Origin of the sequence: Leucobacter alluvii (genome assembly GCF_039530485.1) — a bacterium.
GTDB lineage: Bacteria > Actinomycetota > Actinomycetes > Actinomycetales > Microbacteriaceae > Leucobacter > Leucobacter alluvii.
In genome coordinates this window covers 457,208-483,150 of record NZ_BAAAOP010000005.1, presented here as the reverse complement: position 1 = coordinate 483,150, position 25,943 = coordinate 457,208, and the positions used below count along the sequence as shown (strand labels likewise).

Below are 25,943 nucleotides of genomic sequence, written 5' to 3'. Positions count from 1 at the left end.
GTGGTCTTGCTCAGCCAAACACGAACACCGCGACGAGGGAGGCCAGAGACTGATTAGTTCGAAGTCGAGGACTCGTCGCGGCAGCTAAGGAGAAGCGAGCCGAACAGCATGCCGCTCACTCTAGCAGCTGCCGCGCCGGTTCGTGCGGCGCTGTGCGCGGCGCACTGGCGTGCCCTAGCCTGATGCTCATGACCTCAGGCACTCGCACCTCCCGTCGCGTCATCGGCACCCTCGCGATCCTGGCGGCGGCTGCAGCATGGGCACTCCCTCATGCTGCGACTCCCGCGGCCGCAGACGTCTCCGACTTCTCGTATCGCAGTTGGGACGTCGCCTACGAGATCGACACGGACTCCGAGGGCCGCGCGGTCGCGGAGGTGACCGAGACGCTCGTGGCGGAGTTCCCCGACTTCGACCAGAATCGAGGGATCGTGCGAGGGCTGCCCGAGGATTACGAGGGCAGCCCGACCGACCCGTCCGATTTCTCGGTCACCGACGCGTCGGGTGCGCCGGTGCCCTTCGAGATCGAAGAGGACGACGGCTTCGTGGCGGTGCTCACCGGCGACGACCGGTTCGTCCGAGGCGAGCAGACGTATGTGATCTCGTACACGCTCAGAGACGTCGTGCTCGCCCGAGAGGACGGCGCCGCAGACGAATTCAACTGGGACCTCGTCGACTTCGAGCACGAGCAGCCGATCGGCAGCTTCAGCGCGACGGTCGGGTTCGGTCCCGGCCTCGCGGATCGCGTCGACGGCAACGCCCGCTGCTATGTTGGCGCGCCGGGGTCGACCGACGAGTGCGAGATCAGCCGCGCAGCGAGCGGTTCGGAGTACTCGGTCAGCGGAGTCGAACTCGGCGCCCGCGAGGGCGTGACCGTCGCCATCGGACTCGAATCGGGCGCGGTCGTGCAGCCGTCGAGCCGTTTGCCGAACTTCGCGCTCGACACGCTTCCCCTCCTCATCGGAGGCGGCGCCCTCGCTGCGGCAGGCGTCGCCGCCGGTTCGGCGATCCGCATGCGCAGTCGGCGAAAGTCGGGGCGAGGCACGGTGGTGGCGCAATACGACGTGCCCGACGCGCTCCCGCCGCTCCTGGCCGGCCCGACCGCGGGAGTCACGACGCCCTCGGCGCCTGCCCAGCTCGTGCATCTCGCGGTGCGCGGCGCCCTGCGCATCGAGGACGGGGAGCCGGAGCAAGGGCTGTTCGGACCGAAAGATGCGCAGCCGGTGCTGCGTCTCGTCGATCCGGCCCGCACGGCGGATCCGCTCGATGCACGCGCTCTGCACGCGCTGTTCCCCGAGCCGACGCCCGGGGCCGCGTTTCCGCTGCCGAAGAGCGACGAGAAATTCGGCAAGCGCATGCAGGAGTTGCAGACCGAGGGGCGCAAGGCAGCGGAGGATCGCGGGTACTTCGAGAAGGTGCACAGCCGCGCCGCCCGCCGATGGGGCTGGATGGCCGTCGCGCTCGTACTCGTGCTCGGCGGGTTCACGGTCGCGGCCTTCGCGTTGCGCGGGAACGCGCTCCCCGCGGTCTTCATCCTGATGGGCGTCGTGGCGCTCATCACGGCGCTGGCGTCGATCGTCAAGCAGCGCGTGTACACGCCGCTCGGCGCCGAGACGCGCGAGTACCTGCTGGGAGTCCGGGAGTTCATCAGGGTCGCCGAGGCCGATCGGCTGCGCGTGCTGCAGTCGCACAGCGGCGCCGAGCGTCAGGCCGACGGCTCCGTCGATGTCGTGCACCTCTACGAACGGCTTCTGCCGTACGCGATGATCTTCGGCCTCGAGAAGGAATGGACTCGCGTGCTCCAGGTCGCGTACGAGGAGCGCAGCGGATACGTGCCGCTCTGGTACCCCGGGATCGGACTCGCCGGCGTCTCGTCGTTCAGCAGCACGATCTCGCAGTTCACGAACTCGTTGAGTTCATCGGTCAGCTACACGTCGAGCAGTTCGGGCGGGTCGACCGGTGGTGGATTCGCCGGCGGCGGTGGCGGTGGCGGATTCTCCGGCGGCAGGTAACGGACGGGCTGGCAGCCTTTCGGATCGGTCGCCTGCCAGCCCGAGCGGATCAGTTGAAGCCGAGTTTGCCCAGCGCTTTCGGATCCCGCTGCCATTCCTTGAGCACCTTCACTCGCAGTGAGAGGTAGATGCGACGACCGAGCAGCGCTTCGATCTCGTGTCGGGCCCGCTTCCCCACGTCGCGCAGGCGCGAGCCGCGGTGGCCGATGATGATGCCCTTCTGGCTATCGCGCTCGACGTACAGATTCGCGTAGATCTCGAGCAGGCCGTCTTCCCGCTCTTCGCGGTCCTCGACGGTGGCCGCCAGCGAGTGCGGGAGCTCGTCGCGAACCCCTTCGAGCGCCGCCTCGCGGATGAGTTCCGCGATCCGGTCGTCTTCGCCTTCATCGGTCGTCTGCTCGGCCTCGTAGAGCGGAGGCGAGATCGGCATCAATCCGAGCAGCACGTCTGCGAGGACGTCCAGCTGCTCGCGCGTCACCGACGAGATCGGCACGACCGCATCCCATTCGCGCAGCTCTCCGAGTCGCGTCAACTGATCGATGATCTCGCTGCTCGACGCTTCGTCGACCTTCGTCAGCACGGCCACCTTCTTGGCGCGGGGGAAATCGTTCAGTCGCGCATCGATGAAGCGATCTCCCGGCCCCAGTTTCTCATTCGCCGGGACGCAGAACCCGATCACATCGACGTCACCGAGGGTCGCCTCGACCAGAGCGTTGAGACGCTCGCCGAGGAGGGTGCGCGGCCGGTGCAGCCCTGGAGTATCGACGATGATCAGCTGCCCATCCTCGCGGTGGGCGATGCCACGTATGGCGCGACGCGTCGTCTGCGGTTTCGGGCTTGTGATCGCGATCTTCTCACCGACGAGGGCGTTCGTCAGCGTCGACTTGCCGACGTTGGGTCTCCCGACGAACGAGACGAACCCCGCGCGGTACCCGCTCTCCTGCGCATCGCCCTGCTCGGTACCGCCGTCGATGTGCTCCTGCTGGCTCATGCGCCGTCCTCTCCTTCGGTTTCCCCGATCCAACGCGCCTCGACCGTGAGCAGTCGCTGCCGACGGCGCTCTGTGTCGATCGCGGTCAATTCAATACCCGCCACGACGACGGCGTCCCCCGGCTCTGGCAGACGTCCGAGGGTCTTGGCCACAAGACCGCCGACGGTGTCGACGTCCTCGTCTTCCAGTTCCAGGCCGAACAATTCGCCGAGTTCCCCGACCGATAGGCGCGCCCCGACGACGAACGACCCGTCTGCACGCATCGTCATCTCCGGTACATCGCGATCGTGCTCGTCCGAGATGTCGCCGAGCAGCTCCTCGATGAGATCCTCGAGGGTGACGAGACCTGAGATTCCGCCGTACTCGTCCACCACCAGCGCGAGATGATTGGACTCCCGCTGCATCTGACGCAGGAGATCGTCGGCTCGCTGGACCTCCGGCACGAAGATCGCCGGCTTCGCGATCCGCGTGATCGGCGCCTGCTCGGATTCCTCCGGTCGGCGCAGGACGAAGCCGCTCGCGTCGCGCAAATAGGCGATGCCGACGACGTCGTCGACGTCGCCGTCGACCACGGGCACCCGGGAGTGCCGCGAGGCGAGCAACTGCTCCAGCGCTTCGCGGACACTCTGATCAGCGTCGACCGTGATCATGTCGATGCGCGGAACCATGATCTCGCGCACCAGGGTCTCGCCGAATTCGACGAGGGAGTGGATGTAGTCGCGATCGTCGCTCTCGAGCACCGCTTGCTCCGCGGCCTGATCGACCATCGAGAGCAGCTGCTGTTCGTCTCGGATACGGCGGTTCGCACCGCGGCCCGGTGTCACACGATCGCCGAATCGCATGAGCCCCGATGCCAGCGGGCCGAGCAGCAGGCGGAGTCCGCGCAAGAGGGGCGCGGCGAAGCGGATGACGGCATCGGCGTGATGCGAGCCGACCGTGCGCGGGCTCGACCCGACGAGCACGAACGTCACCGCCGTCATCACGAGGGTGGCGATGACGAGTTCGAGCCAGAGCGTTTCGAGCGAGTATGCGAGCACGAGGGTGATGAGCACGGCGGACAGCGTCTCCGCGAAGACGCGGGTGAACCCGAGCGCGTTGGCGTGACGGCCCTCATCCTCGGCGATGGCCCGGATCGCCGCCCCCGAGCGCGGAGACTCGTCGGCCAATGCCATCAGTTCGGCCCGCGAGCGCACACCGAGCGCGGCGTCGGTGGCAGCGAGCAGCCCGCCGACGGAGAGCAGCACGACAGCTGCCGCGAGAAAGAGCAGTGCCAGGGGCAGGCTCATCGAGAGCGCTCGCGCATGGCGAAGGAGAGCAGCAGATCGCGCTGGAGACCGAACATCTCGGCTTCCTCCTCCGGCGTTCCGTGGTCGTACCCGAGCACATGCAGCATGCCGTGCGTGAGCAGCACGGAGATCTCCTGCTGCAGATCATGCCCAGCTGCCTCCGCCTGCACCTCCGCCACCTGCGGGCAGATGACGATGTCGCCGAGGAGGCCGGCCGGCGTCTGCGCATCGACCCGGCCGGGCCGCAGCTCATCCATCGGAAAGCTCAGCACGTCGGTCGGGCCGGGTTCGTCCATCCACTGCACGTGCAACCGCTCGATGGACGCCTCGTCCACGAACATCACGCCCACTTCAGTGTCGGGGTGCACGTAGAGCGACTCCAGCACGAACGCCGCGAGTCGCTGCACGCGGCCGACCTCGACCTCGATACCCGACTCGTTGTTGATCTCGACGCTCACGAGGCGTCTCCCTTCTGCCGCTGCGCGGACTGGTCGAACGCGCTGTAGGCGTCGACGATGCGACTCACCAGGTTGTGCCGGACGATGTCGTCGGAGCCGAGCTCGGCGAAGTGAATGTCTTCCACGTCGCCGAGGATGCGCTTGACGGCGCGCAGACCGCTGGTGGCGATCGGCAGGTCGACTTGCGTGACATCCCCGGTCACGACCATCTTGGAACCGTAGCCCAGTCGCGTCAGAAACATCTTCATCTGCTCGGGCGTGGTGTTCTGCGCCTCGTCGAGCACCACGAACGATTCGTTGAGCGTACGGCCGCGCATGTAGGCGAGGGGCGCGACCTCGATCGTTCCGCTCGCGAGCAGCTTCGGCACGACGTCGGCGTCCATCATGGATCCGATCGCGTCGAAGAGCGGCCGAAGGTACGGGTCGATCTTGTCTTCGAGCGTTCCGGGCAGGTATCCGAGTCGCTCGCCGGCCTCGACGGCGGGGCGGGTCAGGATGATCTTGGCCACTTCGCGTCGCTGCAGCGCCTGCACGGCCTTCGCCATCGCGAGGTACGTCTTCCCCGTTCCGGCCGGCCCGACGCCGAACACGATCGTGTGCGAGTCGATCGCGTCGACGTACGCTCGCTGGCCACGGGTCTGCGCCCGAACCGCATGCCCTCGCACGCTGACGATCGGCTCGCTCAGCATCTGCGCCGCCGTCGGCCCCTGTCCGTCATGCACCATTCGTGTCACTTCCTGCACATCGCGTCGCGTGACCGCACCGCTGCGCCTCGCGAGTTCGAGAATCTCTTCGACCACCTCTTCAGCCGAGCGCACCGCGCCGGCCGGGCCGCGCAGGGTCAGCACCTGATCTCGCGCATGGAACGTCACTTCCGGGTGCTGCGCCTCGAGGTCGGCGATCAGCTGATCCCGGTGCCCGAGGAACGAGGCGAGATCGACCCCCGCGAGCATCACCGTCCGCTGGAGCTCGGGATCGCCCGTGCGTGCGCTGTCACTCGACCCCGTGGCGGACTCGGCATCAATCGGAAGTTCAGGAGGCACCGAGCGATCGCTCCTCGAGGTTGCCTGCCAGCAGGTGGGCGTGCACGTGGAACACCGTCTGGCCGGCGGTCGCCCCGCTGTTGAAGATCAGGCGGTACTCGCCGTTGGCGTGCTCCTCCGCCAGACTCCGGGCGACAGCGACCATCTCGGCCAGCGTCTCCGGCTCGGCGGCGGCCAGTTCGGCGACGTTCGCGTACGCCGTCGATTTCGGAATCACGAGGATGTGCACCGGTGCCTGCGGGCTGATATCGGGGAACGCGAGCACCCGATCGGTTTCCGCGAGGATCTCGACGGGGATCTCGCCGGAAACGATCTTCGCGAACACGGTGTCTGCTGCCATGGTTCCAGTGTAGACGCTGGCGGCCGCTGGGTCAGTGCCGCTCGATCTCGGCGTTCCAGAGGTACTCGGTTTGCGGGCGGCCGCGAGCGCCGTACCGGGCGCGCCGCTCGGCTCGGCGGATCTCCGCGAGGTACTCCAGATACCGTCGGCTGACTTCTCGCGAGATCCCGAGCCGCCGTGAGATCTCGTGGGCGGTGCAGGTCCCGCAGGCTCGAAGCGCGGAAGAGACCTGCTCCAGGGTGTGCGTCGCGAGCCCTTTCGGCAACGGCGTGGTCTGGGCCGTGCGCAATGAGGCGAACATCCTGTCGACGTCGTGCTGCGTCGCCGTGCGACCCGCGGCCAGAGACCGACGGTGATACTCGCGGAACGCCTCGATCCTGGCTTTGAAGAGCGGGTAGGTGTAGGGCTTGATCAGATACTGCACGGCGCCCAGCGCCACCATCTCCCGCACCACATCGACGTCGCGCACCCCGCTCACCGCGATGACGTCCGTTCGCACGCCTCGCGCACGGACGTGGCGGAGTACATCGAGACCGGTGCCATCGGGCATCGTGACATCGAGCAGTGCGAGATCCGCGCGATTTGTCGAACGTGTGAGAGCGACGACGGCAGCGCGCGCACCGGAGCACTGTGCGACGACTTCGAACCCGCCCGCTCGCGCCAAATGCGCACGATGGAGTTCGAGTGCGAGCGGATCGTCGTCGACGGTGATGACGCGAATCGGCTCGCACCCGTCGCGCACGCTGCTCGTCATGGGTGTGCTTCCGGAGGGGAACCCGGGGGCGTCGCGGGCGCTGCGGTCGATGCCGCGCGTCGGGGCGAGCGCTCCGTGCGCACTGCCGGCAACCGCACGGTGAACGTCGTCGGAGATTCACGGGCGATGATGGTGCCACCGCATTCATGCACGATGCGAGCGACGAGCGCGAGTCCGACGCCCCTCCCCTCCACCTCGCGGTCGGTCGATGACCGCTTCGTCGAGACGCCCCACTCGAACATGCCGCTTCGAGCTTCACCGGAGAAGCCATCACCCGAATCCGAGACGTCGATCACTCCCTCGCCAGGAGCGCCCGCGCGCATCCGCAGCGCGACCTCTCGGGAGCGAGTGCTGCTCGTCGCGGCCGCGTCGATCGCATTGTCCAGCAGGTTGCCGATGACGGATACGAGTTCCATCGCCTCGATCGGAAGATCCGGGAGCTCCGGGTCGATATCGACGGCGATGGAGACGCCCCGCTCGGCGGCCTGCGCCGTTTTGCCGACGATCAGTGCGCTGACGGCCGGTTCGAGCGCGTCAGGCGCCGCCACGAGGTCGGCCAGTTCCTGGCTGCGATGCGCCGTCGCCGCGAGCATCTCGACGGCCTCGTCCTTCCGCCCCAGTTCGAGCAGGGCGATCGCGGCGTGCAGGCGGTTCGCGTGCTCGTGGGTCTGCGCCCTGAGCGACTCGCTGAGCGTCCGCAGCGAATCGTGAGAGATGATCGCGTCGCGAACCGCTTCGGCCGACAGGTCGCCGGTGATGCGGCGTGTGATTCTTCCGGCTCCGAATGCTGCGACGCCGCCGGTCACGGCGAAGGCTCCGCTCACGGCAAGGGCGAGGGGAATCTCGCGCGAGATCTCCTGAGCGACCGAGGTCACGGTGATTCCGACCGATACCCATCCGATCGTCGACCCGGATGGCCCGGCGACCGGAGCGATCGTGCGGATCGACGGGCCAAGCGTCCCCGTCCAGCGCTCGGTGAAGCGCTCCGGCCTGTCCGGTATGGTACCGCGGTACCGTTTCCCGATCTCTTCCGGATCGGGGTGCGTGAACCGTCTTCCCCTGGCATCCATCACCGTGACGTAGCTCACTCCGACGTCCCGTCGGAGCTCCGACATCCGCTGCTGCAGGGCTGTCACTCGTTCTGATTCGATCGGCCCCGCCAGCGCCTCAGCAGTTTCGGGCGCCGCGGCGATTGCGACTGCCAGAGCCTGGGTGGCGCGCTCAGTGCGTCGGTACTCGGCCCGCCGGCTATCCCACATGAGGACTGCGGTGACGATGACGCTCACGGTGAGCGCTCCGCCGAGCAGGATGACGAAGACGCGCGAGGTCGCGCTCGATGGTCGGCCGTGACTCATAGGTCACATTATCGCACGGTCACGTCGGGCCGGGCACGCGCTGCCGCTGGATTGCGGGTCCGATAAGCCCGAAACGCCCGGGCACCGCGCGAGCGGCTTAGCGTGATCAGCGCATCGCGGTGCTGCCGGAGCGGCACGCCGGATGCGATCGACATGGACAACGGCGTTCTCAGAAGGAGCAGCATGGCCGCGACAGCACTCACCGGATCCCGATCGGCACCGCGCAAACCCCGCCGGAGGGGGTGGGACAAACACACTTGGCTCTACGTCGCCGTGGTCATCGCGGTCGTGCTCGGAGCCGTGATCGGGCTCGTGGCGCCCGATTTCGCCGTCGGTCTCGAACCACTCGGCAAGGCATTCGTCGGACTCATCAAGATGATGATCGCGCCGATCATCTTCTGCACCATCGTCATCGGCGTCGGCTCCATCGCCACGGCCGCGACGGTCGGAAAGATCGGCGGGCTCGCCCTCGCCTACTTCATGACCATGTCCACATTCGCTCTGGCGATCGGCCTGGTCGTCGGCAACCTGCTCCACCCGGGAACGGGCCTCGACATGCAGGGAGCGGAGTACACGGTCACGGGCGAAAGCAGCAGCACGCAGGATTTCGTGCTCGGCATCATCCCGACGACGTTCTTCTCCGCGTTCACGGGCGAGAGCGTGCTCCAGGTCCTCTTCATCGCTCTCCTCGCGGGCTTCGCGCTCCAGGGCCTCGGCGAACGCGCGACGCCCGTCATGGACGCCATCAAGCACCTGCAGACGCTGGTCTTCCGCATTCTCAGCATGATCCTCTGGCTCGCCCCGCTCGGAGCATTCGGGGCCATCGCGGCTGTCGTCGGGAAGACCGGGATCGCAGCGATCTGGAGCCTCGGAGTGCTCATGCTCGGCTTCTACATCACCTGCATCGTCTTCATCGTCGGAGTGCTCGGCACCCTGCTCTATGCGGTCACGCGCGTCAACATCTTCGCAGTCATGAAGTACCTCGGACGCGAGTACCTGCTGATCGTGGGCACGTCGTCATCCGAATCGGCCCTGCCGCGGTTGATCGCGAAGATGGAACACCTCGGAGTCTCGAAACCCGTCGTCGGCATCACGGTCCCCACGGGGTACTCGTTCAACCTCGACGGCACCGCGATCTACCTGACCATGGCCTCGCTCTTCATCGCCGCCGGAATGGGAGACCCCATGAGCCTCAGCGAGCAGATCGGGCTGCTCGTCTTCATGATCATCGCTTCGAAGGGAGCCGCCGGTGTGACGGGCGCGGGACTCGCGACACTCGCGGGCGGATTGCAGGCGTACCGGCCTGAGCTCGTCGACGGGGTCGGCGTGATCGTCGGCATCGACCGCTTCATGTCGGAAGGGCGGGCGCTCACCAACTTCACCGGCAACGCTGTTGCGACGCTGCTCCTCGGATCATGGACGAAGCAGGTCGATATGCAGCGCGTGCATCGAGTGCTCCGCGGGGAGGCGCCATTCGATGAGACGACCCTCACCGGCGACAATCACGGCGACTCGGATTCCCACGCACGCGTCGAGGCGGATCCTCGCTTCCGGCGGCGCTGATCAGCGGCGGCCCGGCTCACCAGCGCTGGAACGCCGCATTCAGCACCGCGAGCGCAGCGGGACCGGCGGAGGAGGTCCGGAGCACCGTGTCGCCGAGGAGCAGAATCGATGCTCCGGCTTCCTCCAACCCGTCGAGCTCGTCGCCGGCGAACCCGCCCTCCGGTCCGACGACGAGCAGCAGCTCATCAGCCGGGTGCGCGGATTCGGCTGCGGACCGCGCCCACGTCGAGACCCGAGAGGTGCCGCGCGGGTGCAGCACGACGACCGTCTCCTGCTCGCGGCTCGCGATCTCGCGCAATCCGTCGAGCGAAACCGGCACGCGCACTTCGGGAATGCGCGCGCGCATCGATTGCTTCGACGCCTCTCGCGCGACGCGCCTCCACTTCGCGAGCCCCTTCGCGATCCTCTCCTGGGCACCGGAGCCATCCCAGCGGGAGACGGAACGCGCGGCCTGCCACGGCACGATGGCATCGACGCCGAACTCGGTCGCCTGCTCCACGGCTCGCTCGTCTCGGTCGCCCTTCGCGAGCGCCTGCACGAGCACCAGACGCGGACCGGCGGGCGGCGCTGACGGAATGACGCGATCGATGCGCACGGTGAAGCGATCCTTCGCGACCGACTCGACCGCGCCGTCCCCCAGTGCGCCGGCACCGTCGCCGATCGCCGTCCGCTCGCCGACGCGCAGGCGGCTCACGCGTACGGCGTGACGTCCCTCATCACCGCTCACCTCGACGAGCGACCCCGGAACGATGTCGGAAGCGTCGAGGTCTTCGCGGTAGTAGAGGTTGGCCACGCTCAGCCCTGACGGAAGAAGCGGTCGCGAATCTTGCCGAAGAAGCCCTGATGGAATTCGCCGAGGTGCGGAGCATCGTCCTTGCGCAGCGAGGCGAGCTGCCGCACCAGATCCTTCTCCCGATTCGAGAGCTTCGTCGGCGTGGCGACCTGCACGGCGATCTTCAGATCACCGCGCGTCGTGCTGCGCAGTCCCTGGATCCCGCGACCGCGAACCGTGAGCATGTCTCCGGATTGCACCCCCGGCTCGACCTCGACCTCGACCTCGCCGTCGAGGCCCGCGAGCTTCGCATCGGCGCCGAGAATCGCATCGGTCATGGAGAGCTGCATCGTGCACAGCAGGTCATTGCCGTCACGGCTGAAGATGTCGTGATGCATCACGCGGAACTCGATGAACAGGTCGCCGTTCGGCCCGCCGCCGGGGCCCACCTCGCCGCCGCCGCGCATCTGCAGGCGCGTGCCGGTGTCGATGCCGGAGGGAACCTCGATGGGGAAGGTGCGGCGCTCGCGCACGCGCCCCTTGCCCGCGCACTGCACGCAGGGATGCTCGATGATGGTGCCGTACCCCTGGCAGCTGCCGCACGGGTGCATGGTGACCACATTGCCGAAGAGCGACCGTACCTGGCGCTGCACCTGCCCCTGGCCACCGCAGACGTCGCAGGTGACGGGATGCGTGCCCGGCTGGCAGCAACTGCCCTGGCAGACTTCGCAGAGCACCGCCGTGTTCACGGTGATCTCGCGCTGCGTGCCGAAGATGACGTCTTCGAGCGAGACGTCGACCCGGATCATCGCGTCGTCCCCGCGCTCCGAGCGCGAACGCGGACCGCGCTGACCCGCACCGCCGAATCCGGCGCCGCCGAAGAAGGTCTCGAAGATGTCGCCGAACCCGGCGGCGCCCCCCTGCGAGCCGCCCATGTCGTAGTGCTGCCGCTGCTCGGGGTCGCTCAGCACGTCGTACGCATGCGTCACGCTCTTGAACTGCTCGGCCGCGTCCTCGCTCGGGTTCACGTCCGGGTGCAACTGGCGTGCCAGCCGCCGATAGGCCTTCTTGATCTCTTCGGCGCTCGCTTCGCGGGAGACGCCGAGGGTCTCGTAATGATCGGCCACGCTATATCGCTCCTCAGGTAGGGGTGTCGTCGGGTGGGCAGGAGGAGCGGCGGCTACCGCTCCTCCCCCAAGAATCGGTTGAGGTAGCGCGCGATCGCGCGCACTGTGGCGATGTTGCCGGCGTAGTCCATACGCAGCGGCCCCAATACGCCGAGTTTCGAGATCGCGATGCCGTCCTCGTACTTCGACGCGATGATCGAGGTCTCTGAGAGCCCGTAGGCCTCGTTCTCACGACCGATCGACGCCGAGACATCGCGGTCGTCGTGCACCAGCTCGCCGAGAAGTCGAAGCAGGGTGACCTGCTCCTCAATGGCTTCGAGCACGACGGGCAGCGATCCGGCGAACTCGCCATCCGGTCGGGAGAGGTTCGCGGCGCCAGCAACGGCGATGCGGTCATTGCGGTTGGCCTGCAATTGCCCCGACACCACCGCGAGCACGCGGCGCACGAGATCGGACTCGTCTGGTTGCGACCAGAGCGGCAGATCCTCCACGAGACGCGTCACCGCACCCGCAGCCGTCTCGACGTCGCTGCCCACCGCCGCATCGGCGATGCGCTGCCGGAGGCCGTGCACCCACGCCTCCGTGACGCGCGAGGCTGGAAGGAGGGCCACCTGCTGCTCCACCACTCCGCTGCCGAGAATCAGGACGCTGAGCACCCGATCCTCGCCGATCGCGACGAGGTCGATGTGACGCACGACCGTGCGGCGCAGCGACGGGTACTGCGCGACCGCGACCTGGTTGGTGAGCTGGGAGAGCATGCGCACCGTGCGCGCCATGACGTCGTCGAGGTCCGACGACTCGCCGAGGAAGCGCTCGATCGCGGATCGCTGCGCCGAACTCAACGGACGAATGCGTGCGAGCGTGTCGACGTAGAGCCGGTACCCCTTGTCCGTCGGCACGCGGCCCGAGGACGTGTGCGGCTGCGCAATGAGCTCGTCTTCCTCGAGCAGGGCCATGTCATTGCGAATGGTCGCTGCGGAGACGCCGAAGCTGTGGCGATCGACGATCGCCTTCGACCCGACGGGCTCGTTCGACGACACGTAATCGCCCACGATCGCGTGCAATACCGCGAGGCTGCGCTCCGAAACCATCGCCCCTCCTGACCCTGGCACTCACTTGTTCCGAGTGCCAAGTCTAGCGCAGGCACGGTGGCATGCGACCGCTACCGCTCCCAGCGAACACGGTCGTGCGAGGGGTCCACGAGCGGCGTCCCGCAGCCCCGACGGGGATGGGATCAGCCGCCCAGCAGTCGGTGCACGACGGTGTCGGCGAGCAGTCGCCCGCGCAGCGTGGGAACGAGGCGTCCGGCGATCGCGGCCCGCCCGTCGAGGAGCCCGTCCGCGATGAGCTGCGGGATCGAGCGACGTTCGTCGGCGCTCAGCACGTCAGCGGGAAGCCCGTCGACGATCCTGGTCTCGAGCAGGATGCGCTCCTCTCGCCGAGCCGCCTCCGACAGGGTCTCGCGCGAATGCGCGGGCGAGACGCCCTGCGCCATGCGCTGCGCGTATGCGCCCGGATGCTTCACGTTCCACCACCGCACTCCGCCCACGTGGCTGTGGGCTCCGGGGCCGGCCGCCCACCAGTCCTCACCCGTCCAGTACGAGAGGTTGTGGCGCGACCGCGTCTCCGGCGAGCGCGACCAGTTGCTGATCTCATACCAGGAGAAACCCGCCTCCGCGAAGCGGGCGTCGGCGAGCTCGTACATGTCGGCGTGCAGGTCCTCGTCGGGGGCGGCGACCTCCCCGCGTCGGATCTGCGCGGCGAGCTTCGTGCCGCGCTCGATGATCAGCGCGTAGGCCGAGATATGGTCGGGTTCGCAGGCGAGCGCTGCATCGATCGAGCGCTCCCAATCAGCGAGGCTCTCGCCCGGCGTGCCGTAGATGAGATCGACGCTCACCTGGAGCCCGGCATCGCGCGCCCACTGCGTGACCAGCGGCACGCGCTCAGGGGTGTGCGTGCGGTCGAGCGTCGCGAGCACGTGCGGCACGGCGGACTGCATGCCGAAACTCACGCGCGTGAATCCCGCGTCGGCCAGCGTTCGCAGGTACTCGGCGTCGACCGAGTCGGGATTCGCCTCCGTCGTCACCTCAGCCCCGTCGGCCAGCCCCCACTCAGCCCGGATGCGCCCGAGCATGCGAGCGAGATCGTCGGCCGGCAGCAGCGTCGGCGTGCCCCCGCCGAAGAACACGGTCGATACCTGCCGTTCCGGAAGCCCGGCGAGTCGCAGCACGCGGCCGCCCAGGGTCAGCTCCTGCTCCACCTGCGCGGCGTAGTCGCCCCGCGAGGTGCCGCCGAGCTCACTGGCCGTGTACGTGTTGAAATCGCAGTATCCGCAGCGCACTCGGCAGTACGGCACGTGCACGTACACGCCGAAGTTGCGGGCATGCGCGCCGACCGCGACCTCGGGTGGGAGCGCGCAGTCCTCCGGGGCGGGGTCTCCCTCAGGCAGCGCGCTCGGCACGGCGGTCTCCCGATCCTGCGTTCCACTCGGGGCAGAACTGCCCCCTCATCACGACCGTCTACTGGGTCGGCGCTGGTGAGTCGGGCCGTTCGCGTCGGCGCCCGGCAGATGGCCGGGGGCGTCGTCTTGCTCCGCGATGCCATCCGACGCCTGCGCAAGCTCGGGCTCGGGAGCAGCCTCAGGCTCGGGCTCGGGCTCGGGCTCGGGCTCGGGCTCGGGCTCAGCCTCGGGCTCGGTCGCCTGTACAGGCTCGGGCGCAGCCTCGGGCTCGGCATCCGGCGCCGCATCGACAGCTGGCTCCGCCGCGGGGGTCTCCGCCTGCACGGCCGGGCCGAGATCCGGAACGGGCTGAGCACCGGGAGCGAGCGCGGCGATCCCGCGCTTGACGGCATCGAGCGCGGCACGGACGTCCGCGCGGCCGCGCAGGCCGAGCAAACCGTTCTTCGGCGCTGCGACGAACCCGCGGGCGACGGCCCACACCGTGTCGTCGGCGCGGAACTCGATCAGGAAGAGCTGCTCGCCGACAGCGCCGGCTTCGTCACCGGTCCCCCACGCGAACCCGACGCGGCGCTCCTCGTCCACGGTGTACACCACGAGCACGTTTCGGGGATCCTGCCCCTCGAAGTGCAGCACCGCGGTGGTTCCCGAGACGATGTACGGTTCGCCGTCTGGGCCGAACTGCTCCTCGACCTCACCAGCGGCCTCCGGCATTCCGTCACCGTTGAAGCTCGGGCCCACGTATTCCGAACCAGCGCCTCGAACGATGTCGGTCACACGCACGCCGGATCCGCGCTGCGCGCCCCAGGTCATCAGCAGGCTGGACGCGATCAAGAATCGCTCCTGGCCGCTTCCGAGGCGGAGCTCCTCCTCGTACGGGGTCATGCCCTCGGGCGGGAACCGAACGATGTCGGGGTCTTTCGAAGCTCCGACGGCCGCATAAGCGACCGGCATCTCCACGTGGCTGCTGCGGCGGGCCGGCTGATCCTTGCTCATCGCTTGCCCCCTTCCTTCCCCTCCACATCCCCGGAGAGCGCGGCGATGAAGGCCTCCTGCGGCACCTCGACGCGGCCCACCATCTTCATGCGCTTCTTGCCCTCTTTCTGCTTCTCAAGCAGCTTGCGCTTGCGACTGATGTCGCCGCCGTAGCACTTCGCCAGCACGTCCTTGCGGATCGCGCGAATCGTCTCGCGGGCGATCACGCGCGCGCCGATCGCGGCCTGGATCGGCACTTCGAACTGCTGGCGCGGGATGAGCTTGCGCAGGCGTTCGGCCATCATCGTGCCGTACGAGTACGCGTTGTCGCGGTGCACGATCGCGCTGAAGGCGTCGACAGCTTCTCCCTGTAGCAGAATGTCCACCTTCACCAGGTCCGCCTCCTGCTCGCCCATCGGCTCGTAGTCGAGGCTCGCGTAGCCCTGGGTGCGACTCTTCAGGTGGTCGAAGAAGTCGAAGACGATCTCGCCGAGCGGAATGCTGTAGCGCAGCTCGACGCGCTCGCCCAGGTACTCCATTCCCAGCAGATTGCCGCGGCGGCTCTGGCAGAGCTCCATGATCGCGCCGACGTAGTCCTTGGGCGCCAGAATGGCCGTCTTCACGACGGGCTCGCGCACGCTCGAGATCTTGCCATCGGGGTACTCCGACGGATTCGTCACGGTGATCTCGCGCCCGTCGTCGGTCGTGACCTGGTAGATCACGCTCGGAGCCGTCGCGATGAGGTCGAGATCGAACTCCCGCCGCAGGCGCTCGGAGATGATCTCGAGGTGGAGGAGCCCGAGAAATCCGCAGCGGAATCCGAAGCCGAGAGCCACTGAGGTCTCCGGCTCGTACTGCAGCGCAGCGTCTTCGAGCTTCAGCTTGTCGAGCGCCTCGCGCAGCACGGGGTAGTCGCTCCCGTCGAGCGGGTAGAGCCCCGAGAAGACCATCGGCTTCGGGTCGGTGTACCCGGGCAGCGCCTCGGTCGCAGGCTTGCGCTTCGCGGTGACCGTGTCCCCCACCTTGGAGAGCCGCACGTCTTTCACACCCGTGATGAGGTAGCCCACCTCGCCGACGGCGAGTCCCTTCGTCGGCGTGGGCTCGGGTGCCGAGACGCCCACTTCGAGGGCTTCGTGCTCCGAGCCGGTCGACATCATCTGCACCTTCTCGCGCGGCGACAGATTGCCATCGATCATGCGCACATAGGTGACGACGCCGCGATACGGGTCGTAGACGGAGTCGAAGATCATCGCGCGCGGCGGCCCATCGGCGCTGCCGACCGGAGCCGGGATCCGATGCACCACGCTGTCGAGCAGTTCTTCGACACCGGCGCCGGTCTTCCCCGACACCTTCAGGATGTCTTCAGGACGGCCGCCGATGAGGTCGGCGATCTCACGCGAGACGCGCTCAGGATCGGCCGCAGGCAGGTCGATCTTGTTGAGCACCGGAATGATCTCGAGATCGTTCTCCATGGCGAGGTAGAGATTCGCGAGCGTCTGCGCTTCGATGCCCTGCGCGGCGTCCACGAGCAGGATCGCCCCTTCGCACGCCGCGAGCGAGCGCGAGACCTCGTAGCTGAAGTCGACGTGCCCCGGGGTGTCGATCATGTTGAGCGCGAAGTCGCCCGCATCGGTCGCCCAGTGCATGCGCACCGCCTGCGACTTGATGGTGATGCCGCGCTCGCGCTCGATATCCATGCGGTCGAGGTACTGCGCGCGCATCTCGCGATCGGGAACGGTGCCCGTCACCTGAAGCATGCGGTCGGCCAGGGTCGACTTCCCGTGGTCGATGTGCGCGATGATGCAGAAGTTGCGAATCTTCGCGGGGTCGGTCGACGCCGGTACTGGAGGGTTCAGGCTGCGTGGAGACATTGTTCGCAATTATCGCACGCGCGGGAGCGGGTTCGTGCGCCGGACACGACGCCGCATTCCCCGAGTCCGGCCGTTCCTGAGAGAATATGCAAATGCCTCGCGTCGTCGCCCTGTATCGCTACCCCGTCAAAGGATTCACTCCGGAACGCCGCGAACGACTCACCGTGCAGCGCGACGGGCGCATCGTCGGCGACCGGGTGCTCGCCTTCCGCTTCGCAGAGGCAGCGCTTCCCGAACAGCGCGACGGGCTCGACTACTGGCCGAAGGCGCAGGGCCTGGCGCTCCAGGACTTCCCGGCCCTCGCCGCATTGCGACTCGAGTTCGACGCCGCCGAGCGCCACGTCACCATCTTCAGCGGCACCTCCGTCATGGTCTCCGCCGCGCTCGATGACGCCGGCCGCAAGCACCTCTCCGATGTGATGACCGAGTTCGTGCTCGGCACGCGTGAGGGGAAGCGGTTGCAGCGCCCCGGCAGGCTGCCGCTCGAACTCGTCGGCGACGGCGAGCACGCGCGGTTCCAGGATCGCGAGCAGGGCTACGTGTCGCTGCACGGCCGCGCCAGCGTACTCGCACTCAGCGCAGTGATCGAGCGAACCGACGGCGGCACTCCCGAACTCACCGCCTCCGGGGGCGATCCCGATCCTTCCAGCGCTACAGACCCCGCACTCGATGACCGCCGCTTCCGTTCGAACATCGTCATCGACGGCGTCGAGGCCTGGGAGGAGCTCGAGTGGCGCGGGGCGGTGCGCATCGGCGAACTCGAGTTCCGCACGGCAGAACCCATCGTCCGATGTCTCGCCACCCATGCGAACCCGGAGACGGGCGCACGCGACGCACGGGTGCTCACCACCCTGACCCAGCGCATCGGGCAACGGGAGCCGACGCTCGGCACGCTCCTGCTCCCCCGCGACCTTCCGGCCCCCATGCCTGCCGGAACCGAGCTCGGGAGCGCCGCCTGGGGCGACATCCGGGTCGGCGACGACGTCGAGCTGATCGCGGGCGCGCTGTAGTCCCGCCGCGGCGCGCCGATGCCGCGACCGCACGGCCACTGGGATCGACGCCGAGCTTCTGCTAGACTCGGCTCTTGGCTTGCGTGTGGTTCTTACCACACCACCCGTAAGGTGCCCTCTCTCACCGCGCGGAACAACCCGTCAACCGGATCTAAAGGACACATCTCAACGTGGCAAATATCAAGTCGCAGATCAAGCGCATCAAGACCAACCGCAAGGCGACCGAGCGCAACAAGGCGTACAAGAGCGAACTCCGCACCGTCGTGCGCGCAGCTCGCGAGGCGATCGCAGCCGGCGACAAGTCGGTAGCCGAGGCCAAGCTGAAGACCGCCGGCCGCAAGCTGGACAAGGCCGCCTCGAAGGGCGTCATCCACAAGAACCAGGCCGCGAACCGCAAGTCGAAGCTCGCCGCTCAGGTGGCATCGCTCTAACTCGCATTCGCGATCGATTCAGGCCCTGCTTCGGCGGGGCCTTTTTCGTGCGCTGGCGCACTGCACTGGCAGTGCTACACGCGCCCGCGTTTCGCTACGAACAAGAGATACTTCTCGAGCGCGTACTCGGGGTCCCGACTCCCGCCCTTCAACCGCCACTCGGTTTCTGCGGCGAGATCGATCGCACGAGCGAGATCTTCTTCGCGCCAGCCGCGCACTTCGCGCAGCGCTCGATCGACCTGCCACGGAGCCATGCCGAGCTCTTTCGCGAGCTGTCCCCCGGATCCGCCGGCGCCGTAGACGCGGGCCATCGCGCGCACCTTCATATTGAGTGCGGCGAGCATCGGGATCGGATCGGTTCCCGTCGAGAACGACTGGCGGAGCAGCACGAGAGCGTCGGCCGCACGACCGGCCGTCGCGGCGTCGGCCACTCTGAACGCATTCGTCTCGACGCGGCCCTCGGTGGCGCGTGAGACCTGATCCTCGGAGATTCTGGTGCCGACGTCCGAGACGAGTTGCCCGATCGCGCCGGCGAGCTCGCCGATCCCGCCCGAGAACGCGGCTGCGAGCTGGCGGGCCGCCCCCGGGGTGACCTGGGCGCCCAGTCGGCGAAACTCGGCCTGCACGAACGCGAGGCGATCCTGATCCTTCTTCACCTCGGCGCAGACCACCTCGATACCGCCGCCGGCTCCGCCGCGCACGAGATCGAGCAGCGCTTTGCCGCGCTGACCGCCGGCGTGGCGCAGCACCAGTGTCGTGCCGTCCGCCGGCTCTGCGACGTACCGTTTCGTGTCTTCGAGGAAGGCGTCGGAGCACTTCTCGACGCCCTCGACGCGAATCAACCGCGGCTCTGCGAACAGTGACGGGCTCGCGATCGTGAACAGCTCGCCCGCCGTGTACGAAGCGGCGTCGACGTCGTGCACCTCGAGATCGCTGTTCACCTCGAGCAGTGCGGCGCGGATCGCTTGCGTCGCTCGATCTGCAAGAAACGCCTCGGGGCCGGAGATCAGCACGACCGCAGCCGGCTGCGCCTCGCTCCAATCGAGCTGCGGGATCTTCGTCTTCGCAGACGCCGCTCGCGGAGCTGCCTTCCGTGCCTGTGCCACCCGTCCAGACTACCGTTCACTCTGCTCCTCGCTCGACGCTCCGCGCTCGGCCCAGACGTCGAGCGCGCCTGGATCGCCGCTCACGGCGATCGACCCCAGCTCGTCGGTCCGCAGAACGGTGGTGCTGGTGCGGCGGAGACCCTCGATGACGGACGCGGTCGGATGCCCGTACCCGTTGTCCGCACCGACCGAGATCAGTGCGACCTCGGCAGAAGCTGCGGTGAAGATGCCGGAATCGTGATCAGAAGAGCCGTGATGCGCCACCTTGACCACGTCGACGTCGAGATCGGCGCCCGTCCGTTGCAGCGCGAGCTGCTCATCCTCTCCCGTATCGGCGAGCAGGAGCACCGACGTCGCCCCCGCCTCCACGCGCAGGACGAGACTCGCGCTGTTGGTATCGGCGGGAGTCGCCCCCGGCTCAGGCGCCAGCACCTCCCAGTGCAGACCTCCGAGCGCATCGATCATGCCGCTCCCACCCACCTGCGTGCTCACACCTGCCGTCTGCAGCGAGGCGAGTACTGGGCGCACGTCGCCGTCCTCGCGATTGCTCGGTGCGATGAGCGCGCGATCCACCCGATCGTCGATCGCGCTCAGCGCGCCCACGTGGTCCCGGTCGTCATGCGTGAGCACGAGGATCGCGATGCGGCGCACTCCGAATCGCTCCAGGCACGAGTCGAGCCGCTCGGGGTCGTCGCCGGTGTCCACCAGCATCACAGTGTCGGGGGTCCCTGGGTCTCGCAGCAGCAGCGCGTCACCCTGGCCGACGTCGCACGCGACCACGCTCCAGGTATGCGGAGTCGTGAGCCGCGCGGTCGTCGGGGCGATGAGCGTCGGCCCGAGAAATGCTCCGAGCGCACCGCAGAGCAGCGCCGCACTCCAGACGGCGGTGCGGCGCGGGCGCGGCACGTTCCACCCCCACGGGGTTCTCCCGCTCGTCACTGGTGCACCAGGGGAAGGCGCACCCGGATCCCGGACAGCGTGCTCGCCGAATCGACGCTCGAGGAGCCACCAGGCGACGAGTACGGTGATTTCGACGCCTGCGAGCAGCGCGGCGCCTCCCCACCCGCCTGGCCACGCCCACCTCGCTCCCGGGAGCGCAGCCGTGACCTCTGCGGTTGCGACGACCCAGCTGGCAGGCATGCTGGCGAGCCACACGCAGGCGTGCGACACCTCGGGGAGAAGCGGCGCCGCGAGGAGCGCGAGCAGCCCGAGCCCCGTACCCCAGGGGGCAGCCGGGGCTGCGAGCACGTTTGCGACGAGTCCAGCTGCGGGAAAGCCGGACTGCACGAGCAGCAACAGCGGCCCGCACGCGAACTGCGCGGCGATCGCGACGGCAACGGGAAGCCTGACCCACTGAGGGCTCGGGAAGACGCGTCCCAGCAGCAGCATCACGTCGGGAACCCACAGCAGAATTCCCGCGGTCGCCGCGACGGAGAGCGCGAATCCCGGCTGGAGCGCCTGCCACGGATCGTTCACGAGCAGCGCGAGGACGGCGAGCCCGAGACCGGGAAGCGCGATGGCGCGCTTCCCCCCGAACGATGAGAGCAGCACGACCGCGGCCATCACTCCCGCCCGCTGCACGCTCGGATCCGGCCCGACGACGGCCACGAAGCCGGCCAACGCCGAGCCTGCCAGCGCGATCCGGGCGCGACGCGGCACGCCGAGCCAGCCCGAGACCGTGAAGATGGCGGCCACGACCAGCGCGCAGTTGGCGCCCGACACCGCCACGAGGTGAGTGAGCGAGCTCTCCCGCATCTGCTGATCGAGGCGCTCCGGCACGAGCGACGTGTCGCCGACGGCGAACCCCGGCACCAGTTCGGCGCCGGGCACGGCGGCCGCCGCTTCGCGCAGGCCGGCGCGGAGACGGGCTGCAGCGTGCGTCGTGACGGCGCGAATCGTCGCCGATGCGCTGTCTGCGCCGTCCGTCGCGACGGCATCGAAGGATGTGACACGGACTCCGTACCTGGCAGACGAACCGGCATCGAGTGAGACGAGCGTGCCAGACGCCAGCGCGAGCGTCCCCGGCCCCCAGAGGTTCGCGTCACCACTGCGGTCACCCGGTTCCTCAGCACCGGAGCGGGGCGAGTCGGAGCGGAGCGAGTCGGCCGCGAACCAGAGCACGACGGGCATGTCGCCGCTGGCCGACCGCGCGACCGCGGGCGCCCACGACGACCGTCGACCGCGCTCGTCGATCGATGTCTTCGGGAAACCTCGCAGTTCGATGTCGAGCGTCGTCGCACGCCCGCTCGTTGCGGTACGCGCGAATTGCGGATCCTCGCGCACCTGCTCGAGCGCATCGATCCTCGCCCCGAGCACGACGAGCATCGCACAGGCGATCCCCGCACAGCGAAGGACGACCGCGCGCCCGCGTGCACGGACGCGGCCGATCGCGACGACGCCGATGCCGAACGCCGCGACGGCGAGCCACCGGCCACAGCCCGGGACCAAGATGGCGCTCGCCACGAGTGCCCACGCCAGGACCGCGGGGGCGAGTATGCGCCAACGGCCCGACGGTGATCGAGATGCCTCGTTCATAGCACCACGAGGTCTCGCAGCCCGTCGAGCGTCTTCGCCCCGATACCGGGCACTTCGAGCAGCTGATCCACCGAGGTGAACCCGCCGTTCGCATCGCGCCAGTCGATGATGCGCTGCGCGAGGGCCGGACCGATACGGGGAAGGGTCTCCAGATCGGCGACCGCGGCAGTGTTCAGGGCGATCGCGCCCGCTCCAGTTCCAGCTCCACTGCCGCCCGTCGTCGCGCCAGGCGCCCCTCCTGGGCTCGGGCCAGCAGCGCTCGTGTCAGTCTCGCCCGCGGCGGCGCTGTTCCCGGCCGCGCCCGATGGGTTCGCCCTCCAAGCCGCGGCCAGCTCGGCGTCGGGCACGATCAGCTGCTCGCCGTCTGCAACCGTCCGAGCGAGATTGAGGACGTCGAGCACCGCAGCATCGGTCGCTCCGCCAGCTTCGTCGATCGCATCGGCAACCCGGGAGCCCGCCGGGAGCTCGACGACCCCGGCGGTGTGCACCTCTCCCACCACGTGCACCAGCACATCCGCCCGCGAAGCATCTGCGCCGCCGTCGCCGTGCTCGGGCACCGGCCCGGATTGGGCTCCGCTCGTCGCCCCGCCGCCCGGTTGCTCACCCGCAGTCTCAGACGAGCTCGCCGCAGCATCCGCGCCCGCGGTGGCCACCCCGTGGCCCCGAGCCATCGTGATGCCGATAGCCACCGCGACGGCCGCGACGAACACCAGCGCTCCGACGGTCACTGGCACTGCGATCCCGCGGCGTATCCGCTCCCCGATCCTCGTGCTCGGCTCCCACCGGAGCGCCGGCGCGGCCCGCGCGTTCGTCCGGTCGCTCGCCTGCCAATGCCCCCGCGACAGCACTGCCTCACTGGAGAGGAGTGGGCGCGTGTTCAGGTCGGCGTCACCACCCGCTTCACCGCCCGCTTCACCGCCCGCTTCACCGGGCTCGCCCGACTCGCCGGGCTCGGCGAGCCCGCCAGTGCCATCGGGTGCTTCGTGCTTCCGCATGCGAACACGCTAGGTCGCGAGCGCGCCCGCGCTGCCGCTTCGTCGCCAGCAGTGGAAAGGTCAGCACCTACGGCCGCTGGCGCCCCCTTGTGAGCGGAGTACGCGCTCCATCCTTCCCCCCACGCACCCATCCATCCCATCCCATGCGAGCGGGGTCACTGTTGGTGCGTGTCATAGGTCCGACACGCACCAACAGTGACCCCGCTCGCAGCGCGAAGGAGGAAAGAGAGCGGGAGCCCGCGCTAGGCGGCCGGCTTCGTCGCGATGCTGACGATCTTCGGCACGCGCACGATCACATTGACGACCTTTCGGTCTCCGATCGCGCGCTGCACCGCGGCCGACGCACGGGCAGCCGCCTCGGCCTCGGCCTCCGACACCGACGCTGGGAGCGTCAGGCGATCCCGCACCTTGCCGTCCACCTGCACGACCATCGTGACCTCGTCCTCGACGAGCAGTGCCGCATCGGCGACCGGCCACTCCACGAGCGCGACGCTCGGCTCGAACCCGAGCTTCGCCCACATGTCCTCGGCGGCGTAGGGCGCGAAGAGCGAGAGGATGACGGTGATCGCCTCGGCCGACTCGCGCACCGCGGGATTCGCGGCGCCGACGCCCGAGTCGATCGCCTTGCGGGTCACGTTCACCTGCTCCATGAGGCGCGCGACGACTACGTTGAATTTGTAGGCCTCGATGAGCCCCGGCGCATCGGCGAGCAGGCGGTGCGTGGCTCTCCGGAGCCCGGCGTCGCCCTCGGAGAACGCTGCCTCACGCGGCGCCCCCGCCGTCTGCACGTCGTCGACGACGCGCCAAGCCCGGGCGAGGAACTTCGCCGATCCCTGCACCGACACGTCCGCCCAGTCGATGTCGTCTTCTGGCGGCCCCGCGAACGCGAGCGTCACGCGCAACGCGTCGGCCCCGTGCGCCTTGAGCTCGCTCGCGAACTCGACGAGATTGCCCTTCGACTTCGACATCTTCGCACCGTCCTGCAGCACCATGCCCTGGTTCAGCAACGCGGTGAACGGCTCGTCGAAGTCGAGGTAACCGAGATCGTGCAGCACCTTCGTGATGAAGCGCGAGTACAGCAGGTGCAGAATCGCGTGCTCGACACCGCCCGCGTACTGGTCGATCGGCCCCCAGGCGTTGACGAGCTCCGGGTCGAACGCCTGCGTCGCATCGTTCGCCGACAGGAAGCGCAGGTAGTACCACGAGCTGTCGACGAAGGTGTCCATCGTGTCGGGGTCGCGCGTCCAGGTCTCGCCGGTCTCGGGATCGACGACCGTCGCCCACTCCGTGGCGGCACCGAGCGGTGACGCTCCCTTCGGCTTGAGGTCCAGCCCCTCGGAGGCCGGCAGCTGTACGGGCAGCGCCTCGGAATCGACCGGGCGCATCTCGCCGTTCTCGTGATGGAGAATCGGGATCGGCGTGCCCCAGTAGCGCTGCCGCGAGATCAGCCAGTCGCGCAACCGGTACGTGGTCGACGCGCGACCGGTGCCGCGTTCCTCGAGCACCTCGACCGCGCGGGCGATCGCCTCGTTCTTCGGCAGCCCGTCGAGCTCGCCCGAGTTGACGAGCACCCCTTCGCCGGCCGTCGCGACGCCGCTCTCCGCGGGATCGGGCAGGGCGGCGCCGTCGGCGTCGCGCACGTCGACGACCACGCGCACGGGCAGGTCGAACTTCAGCGCGAAATCGAGGTCTCGCTGATCGTGCGCCGGTACCGCCATGATCGCGCCGTGCCCGTAATCGGCGAGCACGTAGTCGGAGGCCCACACGGGAATGCGCTCCCCGTTGACCGGGTTCACCGCGAAGTGGTCCAGGAAGACGCCGGTCTTCTCACGATCCGCGCTCTGCCGCTCGATCTCCGTCTGCTTCTGCGTCTTGGCCAGGTACTCCTGGAAATTCCTGCGCACCTCTTCCGAGGCGCCCGCCGCGAGCTCCGCCGCCAGGTCGGCGTCGGGGGCGACCACCATGAAGGTCGCGCCGTGCAGCGTATCGGGGCGCGTCGTGAAGACCGGAACCTTCTCCTCACGGCCCTCGATCTCGAACTCGACCTCGGCCCCGCGCGAGCGCCCGATCCAGTTGCGCTGCATGTTGAGCACCTTGGTGGGCCACTGACCCTCGAGCGCGTCGAGATCGTCGAGCAGGCGATCCGCGTAGTCGGTGATGCGGAAGTACCACTGCGTCAGCTTCTTCTTCACGACCATGGCGCCCGAGCGCTCGGAGGTGCCGTCCGCGAGCACCTGCTCGTTCGCGAGCACGGTCTGATCGACCGGATCCCAGTTGACCCAGCTCGCTTTGCGGTAGGCGAGACCCTTCTCGTACATCTTCAAGAAGAGCCACTGGTTCCACTTGTAGTACTCGGGGTCGCTCGTGTGGAGCACGCGGCTCCAATCGAAGGAGGGCGCGTAGAGCCGGAACGAGGCCTTCTGCTGCGCGATGTTGGCGTACGTCCACTCCCGGGGATCCACCCCGCGCTTGATGGCCGCATTCTCGGCGGGCAGCCCGAAGGAGTCCCACCCGATCGGGTGCAGCACGTCGTAGCCGCGTCCGCGCCAATAGCGTGCGAGCACGTCGCCGAAGCAGAACGCTTCTGCGTGCCCCATGTGCAGATCGCCGGATGGGTACGGGAACATGTCGAGCACGTACTTCTTGGGGCGCGCTGCCCCGGGGGCGGAGGCTCCCTCGGTGTCGACCTCGAACGGCTTCAGCTCGTCCCACACGGGAAGCCAGCGGTCCTGGATCGCCTGGAAGTCATAGCCCTCGGCGTCGCGCTCCTGCTGCTCGGTCACACATACCTCGATCTCGGTTCGAATCGCCCGCGTTCGCGAGCGCACACTTCCGACCAGAATACCCGGTACCGAGCGGGTGGA

At 68.4% G+C, this 25,943-nt stretch carries 21 protein-coding genes; 4 read left to right on the top strand and 17 right to left on the bottom strand.

The genetic code is table 11. The features are described from left to right. Positions 1-188 precede the first annotated feature (188 nt). Positions 189-2,009 carry a DUF2207 domain-containing protein gene (locus tag ABFX18_RS06755; protein ID WP_346057820.1) on the top strand — a complete coding sequence of 607 codons (1,821 nt, stop codon included), beginning with the start codon at positions 189-191 and terminating at the stop codon, positions 2,007-2,009. A 49-nt stretch (positions 2,010-2,058) separates the two neighbouring features. Here ABFX18_RS06755 and era read toward each other — a convergent pair whose 3' ends face one another. The 7 genes from era to ABFX18_RS06720 are packed head-to-tail and all read right to left on the bottom strand — an operon-like array spanning position 2,059 to position 8,236. Next, complete coding sequence (gene era, locus ABFX18_RS06750; protein WP_346057819.1) at positions 2,059-3,000, bottom strand: GTPase Era; 942 nt, start codon at positions 2,998-3,000, stop codon at positions 2,059-2,061. After that, positions 2,997-4,286, bottom strand: a complete 1,290-nt coding sequence (locus tag ABFX18_RS06745; RefSeq protein ID WP_090148544.1) for a hemolysin family protein — start codon at positions 4,284-4,286, stop codon at positions 2,997-2,999. The genes era and ABFX18_RS06745 overlap by 4 nt, the downstream gene beginning before the upstream one ends. After that, the gene (gene ybeY / locus ABFX18_RS06740; protein ID WP_090148542.1) at positions 4,283-4,744 is read right to left on the bottom strand and encodes an rRNA maturation RNase YbeY; all 462 of its coding nucleotides are present in this window, start codon (positions 4,742-4,744) and stop codon (positions 4,283-4,285) included. Before ybeY ends, ABFX18_RS06745 begins: the two co-directional genes overlap by 4 nt. Further along, a complete protein-coding gene (locus tag ABFX18_RS06735; protein ID WP_428833637.1) occupies positions 4,741-5,787 on the bottom strand; it encodes a PhoH family protein in 1,047 nt (348 codons plus the stop codon). The genes ybeY and ABFX18_RS06735 overlap by 4 nt, the downstream gene beginning before the upstream one ends. Next, positions 5,777-6,127, bottom strand: a complete 351-nt coding sequence (locus ABFX18_RS06730) for an HIT domain-containing protein (RefSeq protein WP_090148539.1) — start codon at positions 6,125-6,127, stop codon at positions 5,777-5,779. Before ABFX18_RS06730 ends, ABFX18_RS06735 begins: the two co-directional genes overlap by 11 nt. Positions 6,128-6,158: 31 nt before the next feature. Then, the gene (locus tag ABFX18_RS06725; protein ID WP_346057818.1) at positions 6,159-6,881 is read right to left on the bottom strand and encodes a response regulator; all 723 of its coding nucleotides are present in this window, start codon (positions 6,879-6,881) and stop codon (positions 6,159-6,161) included. After that, a complete protein-coding gene (locus tag ABFX18_RS06720; RefSeq protein WP_346057817.1) occupies positions 6,878-8,236 on the bottom strand; it encodes a sensor histidine kinase in 1,359 nt (452 codons plus the stop codon). The genes ABFX18_RS06725 and ABFX18_RS06720 overlap by 4 nt, the downstream gene beginning before the upstream one ends. Before the next feature lie 183 nt (positions 8,237-8,419). Between ABFX18_RS06720 and ABFX18_RS06715 the strand changes: the two genes are divergently transcribed. Further along, on the top strand, positions 8,420-9,799 hold the full coding sequence (locus ABFX18_RS06715; RefSeq protein ID WP_346057816.1) for a cation:dicarboxylate symporter family transporter: 1,380 nt from the start codon (positions 8,420-8,422) through the stop codon (positions 9,797-9,799). A 16-nt stretch (positions 9,800-9,815) separates the two neighbouring features. Here the strand turns inward: ABFX18_RS06715 and ABFX18_RS06710 are convergent, their stop codons facing one another. The 6 genes from ABFX18_RS06710 to lepA form a co-directional block, all read right to left on the bottom strand. Continuing rightward, the gene (locus ABFX18_RS06710; protein ID WP_346057815.1) at positions 9,816-10,592 is read right to left on the bottom strand and encodes a 16S rRNA (uracil(1498)-N(3))-methyltransferase; all 777 of its coding nucleotides are present in this window, start codon (positions 10,590-10,592) and stop codon (positions 9,816-9,818) included. A gap of 2 nt (positions 10,593-10,594) precedes the next feature. Continuing rightward, positions 10,595-11,698: a molecular chaperone DnaJ gene (dnaJ, locus tag ABFX18_RS06705; protein WP_090148524.1), complete on the bottom strand. Its 1,104-nt coding sequence runs from the start codon at positions 11,696-11,698 to the stop codon at positions 10,595-10,597. 53 nt (positions 11,699-11,751) lie between these two features. After that, positions 11,752-12,789 (bottom strand): heat-inducible transcriptional repressor HrcA, encoded by a 1,038-nt coding sequence (hrcA, locus tag ABFX18_RS06700; RefSeq protein ID WP_090148521.1) that lies wholly within the window; start codon positions 12,787-12,789, stop codon positions 11,752-11,754. 143 nt (positions 12,790-12,932) lie between these two features. Further along, complete coding sequence (gene hemW, locus ABFX18_RS06695) at positions 12,933-14,159, bottom strand: radical SAM family heme chaperone HemW (protein ID WP_346057814.1); 1,227 nt, start codon at positions 14,157-14,159, stop codon at positions 12,933-12,935. A 48-nt stretch (positions 14,160-14,207) separates the two neighbouring features. Next, a complete protein-coding gene (locus ABFX18_RS06690; RefSeq protein WP_346057813.1) occupies positions 14,208-15,152 on the bottom strand; it encodes a DUF1990 domain-containing protein in 945 nt (314 codons plus the stop codon). After that, positions 15,149-17,002: a translation elongation factor 4 gene (gene lepA, locus ABFX18_RS06685; protein ID WP_090148513.1), complete on the bottom strand. Its 1,854-nt coding sequence runs from the start codon at positions 17,000-17,002 to the stop codon at positions 15,149-15,151. The genes ABFX18_RS06690 and lepA overlap by 4 nt, the downstream gene beginning before the upstream one ends. Positions 17,003-17,094: 92 nt before the next feature. Here lepA and ABFX18_RS06680 point away from each other — a divergent pair, with 92 nt between their 5' ends. Together ABFX18_RS06680 and rpsT are read left to right on the top strand one after the other, a co-directional pair. After that, a complete protein-coding gene (locus ABFX18_RS06680; protein ID WP_346057812.1) occupies positions 17,095-18,012 on the top strand; it encodes an MOSC domain-containing protein in 918 nt (305 codons plus the stop codon). A gap of 170 nt (positions 18,013-18,182) precedes the next feature. After that, the gene (gene rpsT / locus ABFX18_RS06675; protein WP_200329152.1) at positions 18,183-18,443 is read left to right on the top strand and encodes a 30S ribosomal protein S20; all 261 of its coding nucleotides are present in this window, start codon (positions 18,183-18,185) and stop codon (positions 18,441-18,443) included. Between the two features lie 74 nt (positions 18,444-18,517). Here the strand turns inward: rpsT and holA are convergent, their stop codons facing one another. The 4 genes from holA to leuS all read right to left on the bottom strand — a co-directional run bounded on the left by holA (position 18,518) and on the right by leuS (position 25,862). Beyond that, positions 18,518-19,549: a DNA polymerase III subunit delta gene (gene holA / locus ABFX18_RS06670; RefSeq protein WP_346057811.1), complete on the bottom strand. Its 1,032-nt coding sequence runs from the start codon at positions 19,547-19,549 to the stop codon at positions 18,518-18,520. A gap of 9 nt (positions 19,550-19,558) precedes the next feature. Continuing rightward, positions 19,559-22,084, bottom strand: coding sequence for a ComEC/Rec2 family competence protein (locus ABFX18_RS06665; RefSeq protein ID WP_346057810.1), 2,526 nt, complete (start codon positions 22,082-22,084; stop codon positions 19,559-19,561). Beyond that, positions 22,081-23,079 carry a ComEA family DNA-binding protein gene (locus tag ABFX18_RS06660; RefSeq protein WP_346057809.1) on the bottom strand — a complete coding sequence of 333 codons (999 nt, stop codon included), beginning with the start codon at positions 23,077-23,079 and terminating at the stop codon, positions 22,081-22,083. The genes ABFX18_RS06665 and ABFX18_RS06660 overlap by 4 nt, the downstream gene beginning before the upstream one ends. A gap of 242 nt (positions 23,080-23,321) precedes the next feature. Next, complete coding sequence (leuS, locus tag ABFX18_RS06655) at positions 23,322-25,862, bottom strand: leucine--tRNA ligase (protein ID WP_346057808.1); 2,541 nt, start codon at positions 25,860-25,862, stop codon at positions 23,322-23,324. Positions 25,863-25,943 lie beyond the last annotated feature (81 nt).

Excerpts from the sequence above, each read along its gene's own strand:
- ABFX18_RS06755 (WP_346057820.1), top strand. The coding sequence starts at position 189 with ATGACCTCAGGCACTCGCACCTCCCGTCGCGTCATCGGCACCCTCGCG.
- era (WP_346057819.1), bottom strand. The coding sequence starts at position 3,000 with ATGAGCCAGCAGGAGCACATCGACGGCGGTACCGAGCAGGGCGATGCG.
- ABFX18_RS06745 (WP_090148544.1), bottom strand. The coding sequence starts at position 4,286 with ATGAGCCTGCCCCTGGCACTGCTCTTTCTCGCGGCAGCTGTCGTGCTG.
- ABFX18_RS06730 (WP_090148539.1), bottom strand. The coding sequence starts at position 6,127 with ATGGCAGCAGACACCGTGTTCGCGAAGATCGTTTCCGGCGAGATCCCC.
- ABFX18_RS06725 (WP_346057818.1), bottom strand. The coding sequence starts at position 6,881 with ATGACGAGCAGCGTGCGCGACGGGTGCGAGCCGATTCGCGTCATCACC.
- ABFX18_RS06720 (WP_346057817.1), bottom strand. The coding sequence starts at position 8,236 with ATGAGTCACGGCCGACCATCGAGCGCGACCTCGCGCGTCTTCGTCATC.
- ABFX18_RS06715 (WP_346057816.1), top strand. The coding sequence starts at position 8,420 with ATGGCCGCGACAGCACTCACCGGATCCCGATCGGCACCGCGCAAACCC.
- hrcA (WP_090148521.1), bottom strand. The coding sequence starts at position 12,789 with ATGGTTTCGGAGCGCAGCCTCGCGGTATTGCACGCGATCGTGGGCGAT.
- ABFX18_RS06690 (WP_346057813.1), bottom strand. The coding sequence starts at position 15,152 with ATGAGCAAGGATCAGCCGGCCCGCCGCAGCAGCCACGTGGAGATGCCG.
- lepA (WP_090148513.1), bottom strand. The coding sequence starts at position 17,002 with ATGTCTCCACGCAGCCTGAACCCTCCAGTACCGGCGTCGACCGACCCC.
- ABFX18_RS06680 (WP_346057812.1), top strand. The coding sequence starts at position 17,095 with ATGCCTCGCGTCGTCGCCCTGTATCGCTACCCCGTCAAAGGATTCACT.
- ABFX18_RS06665 (WP_346057810.1), bottom strand. The coding sequence starts at position 22,084 with ATGAACGAGGCATCTCGATCACCGTCGGGCCGTTGGCGCATACTCGCC.
- ABFX18_RS06660 (WP_346057809.1), bottom strand. The coding sequence starts at position 23,079 with ATGCGGAAGCACGAAGCACCCGATGGCACTGGCGGGCTCGCCGAGCCC.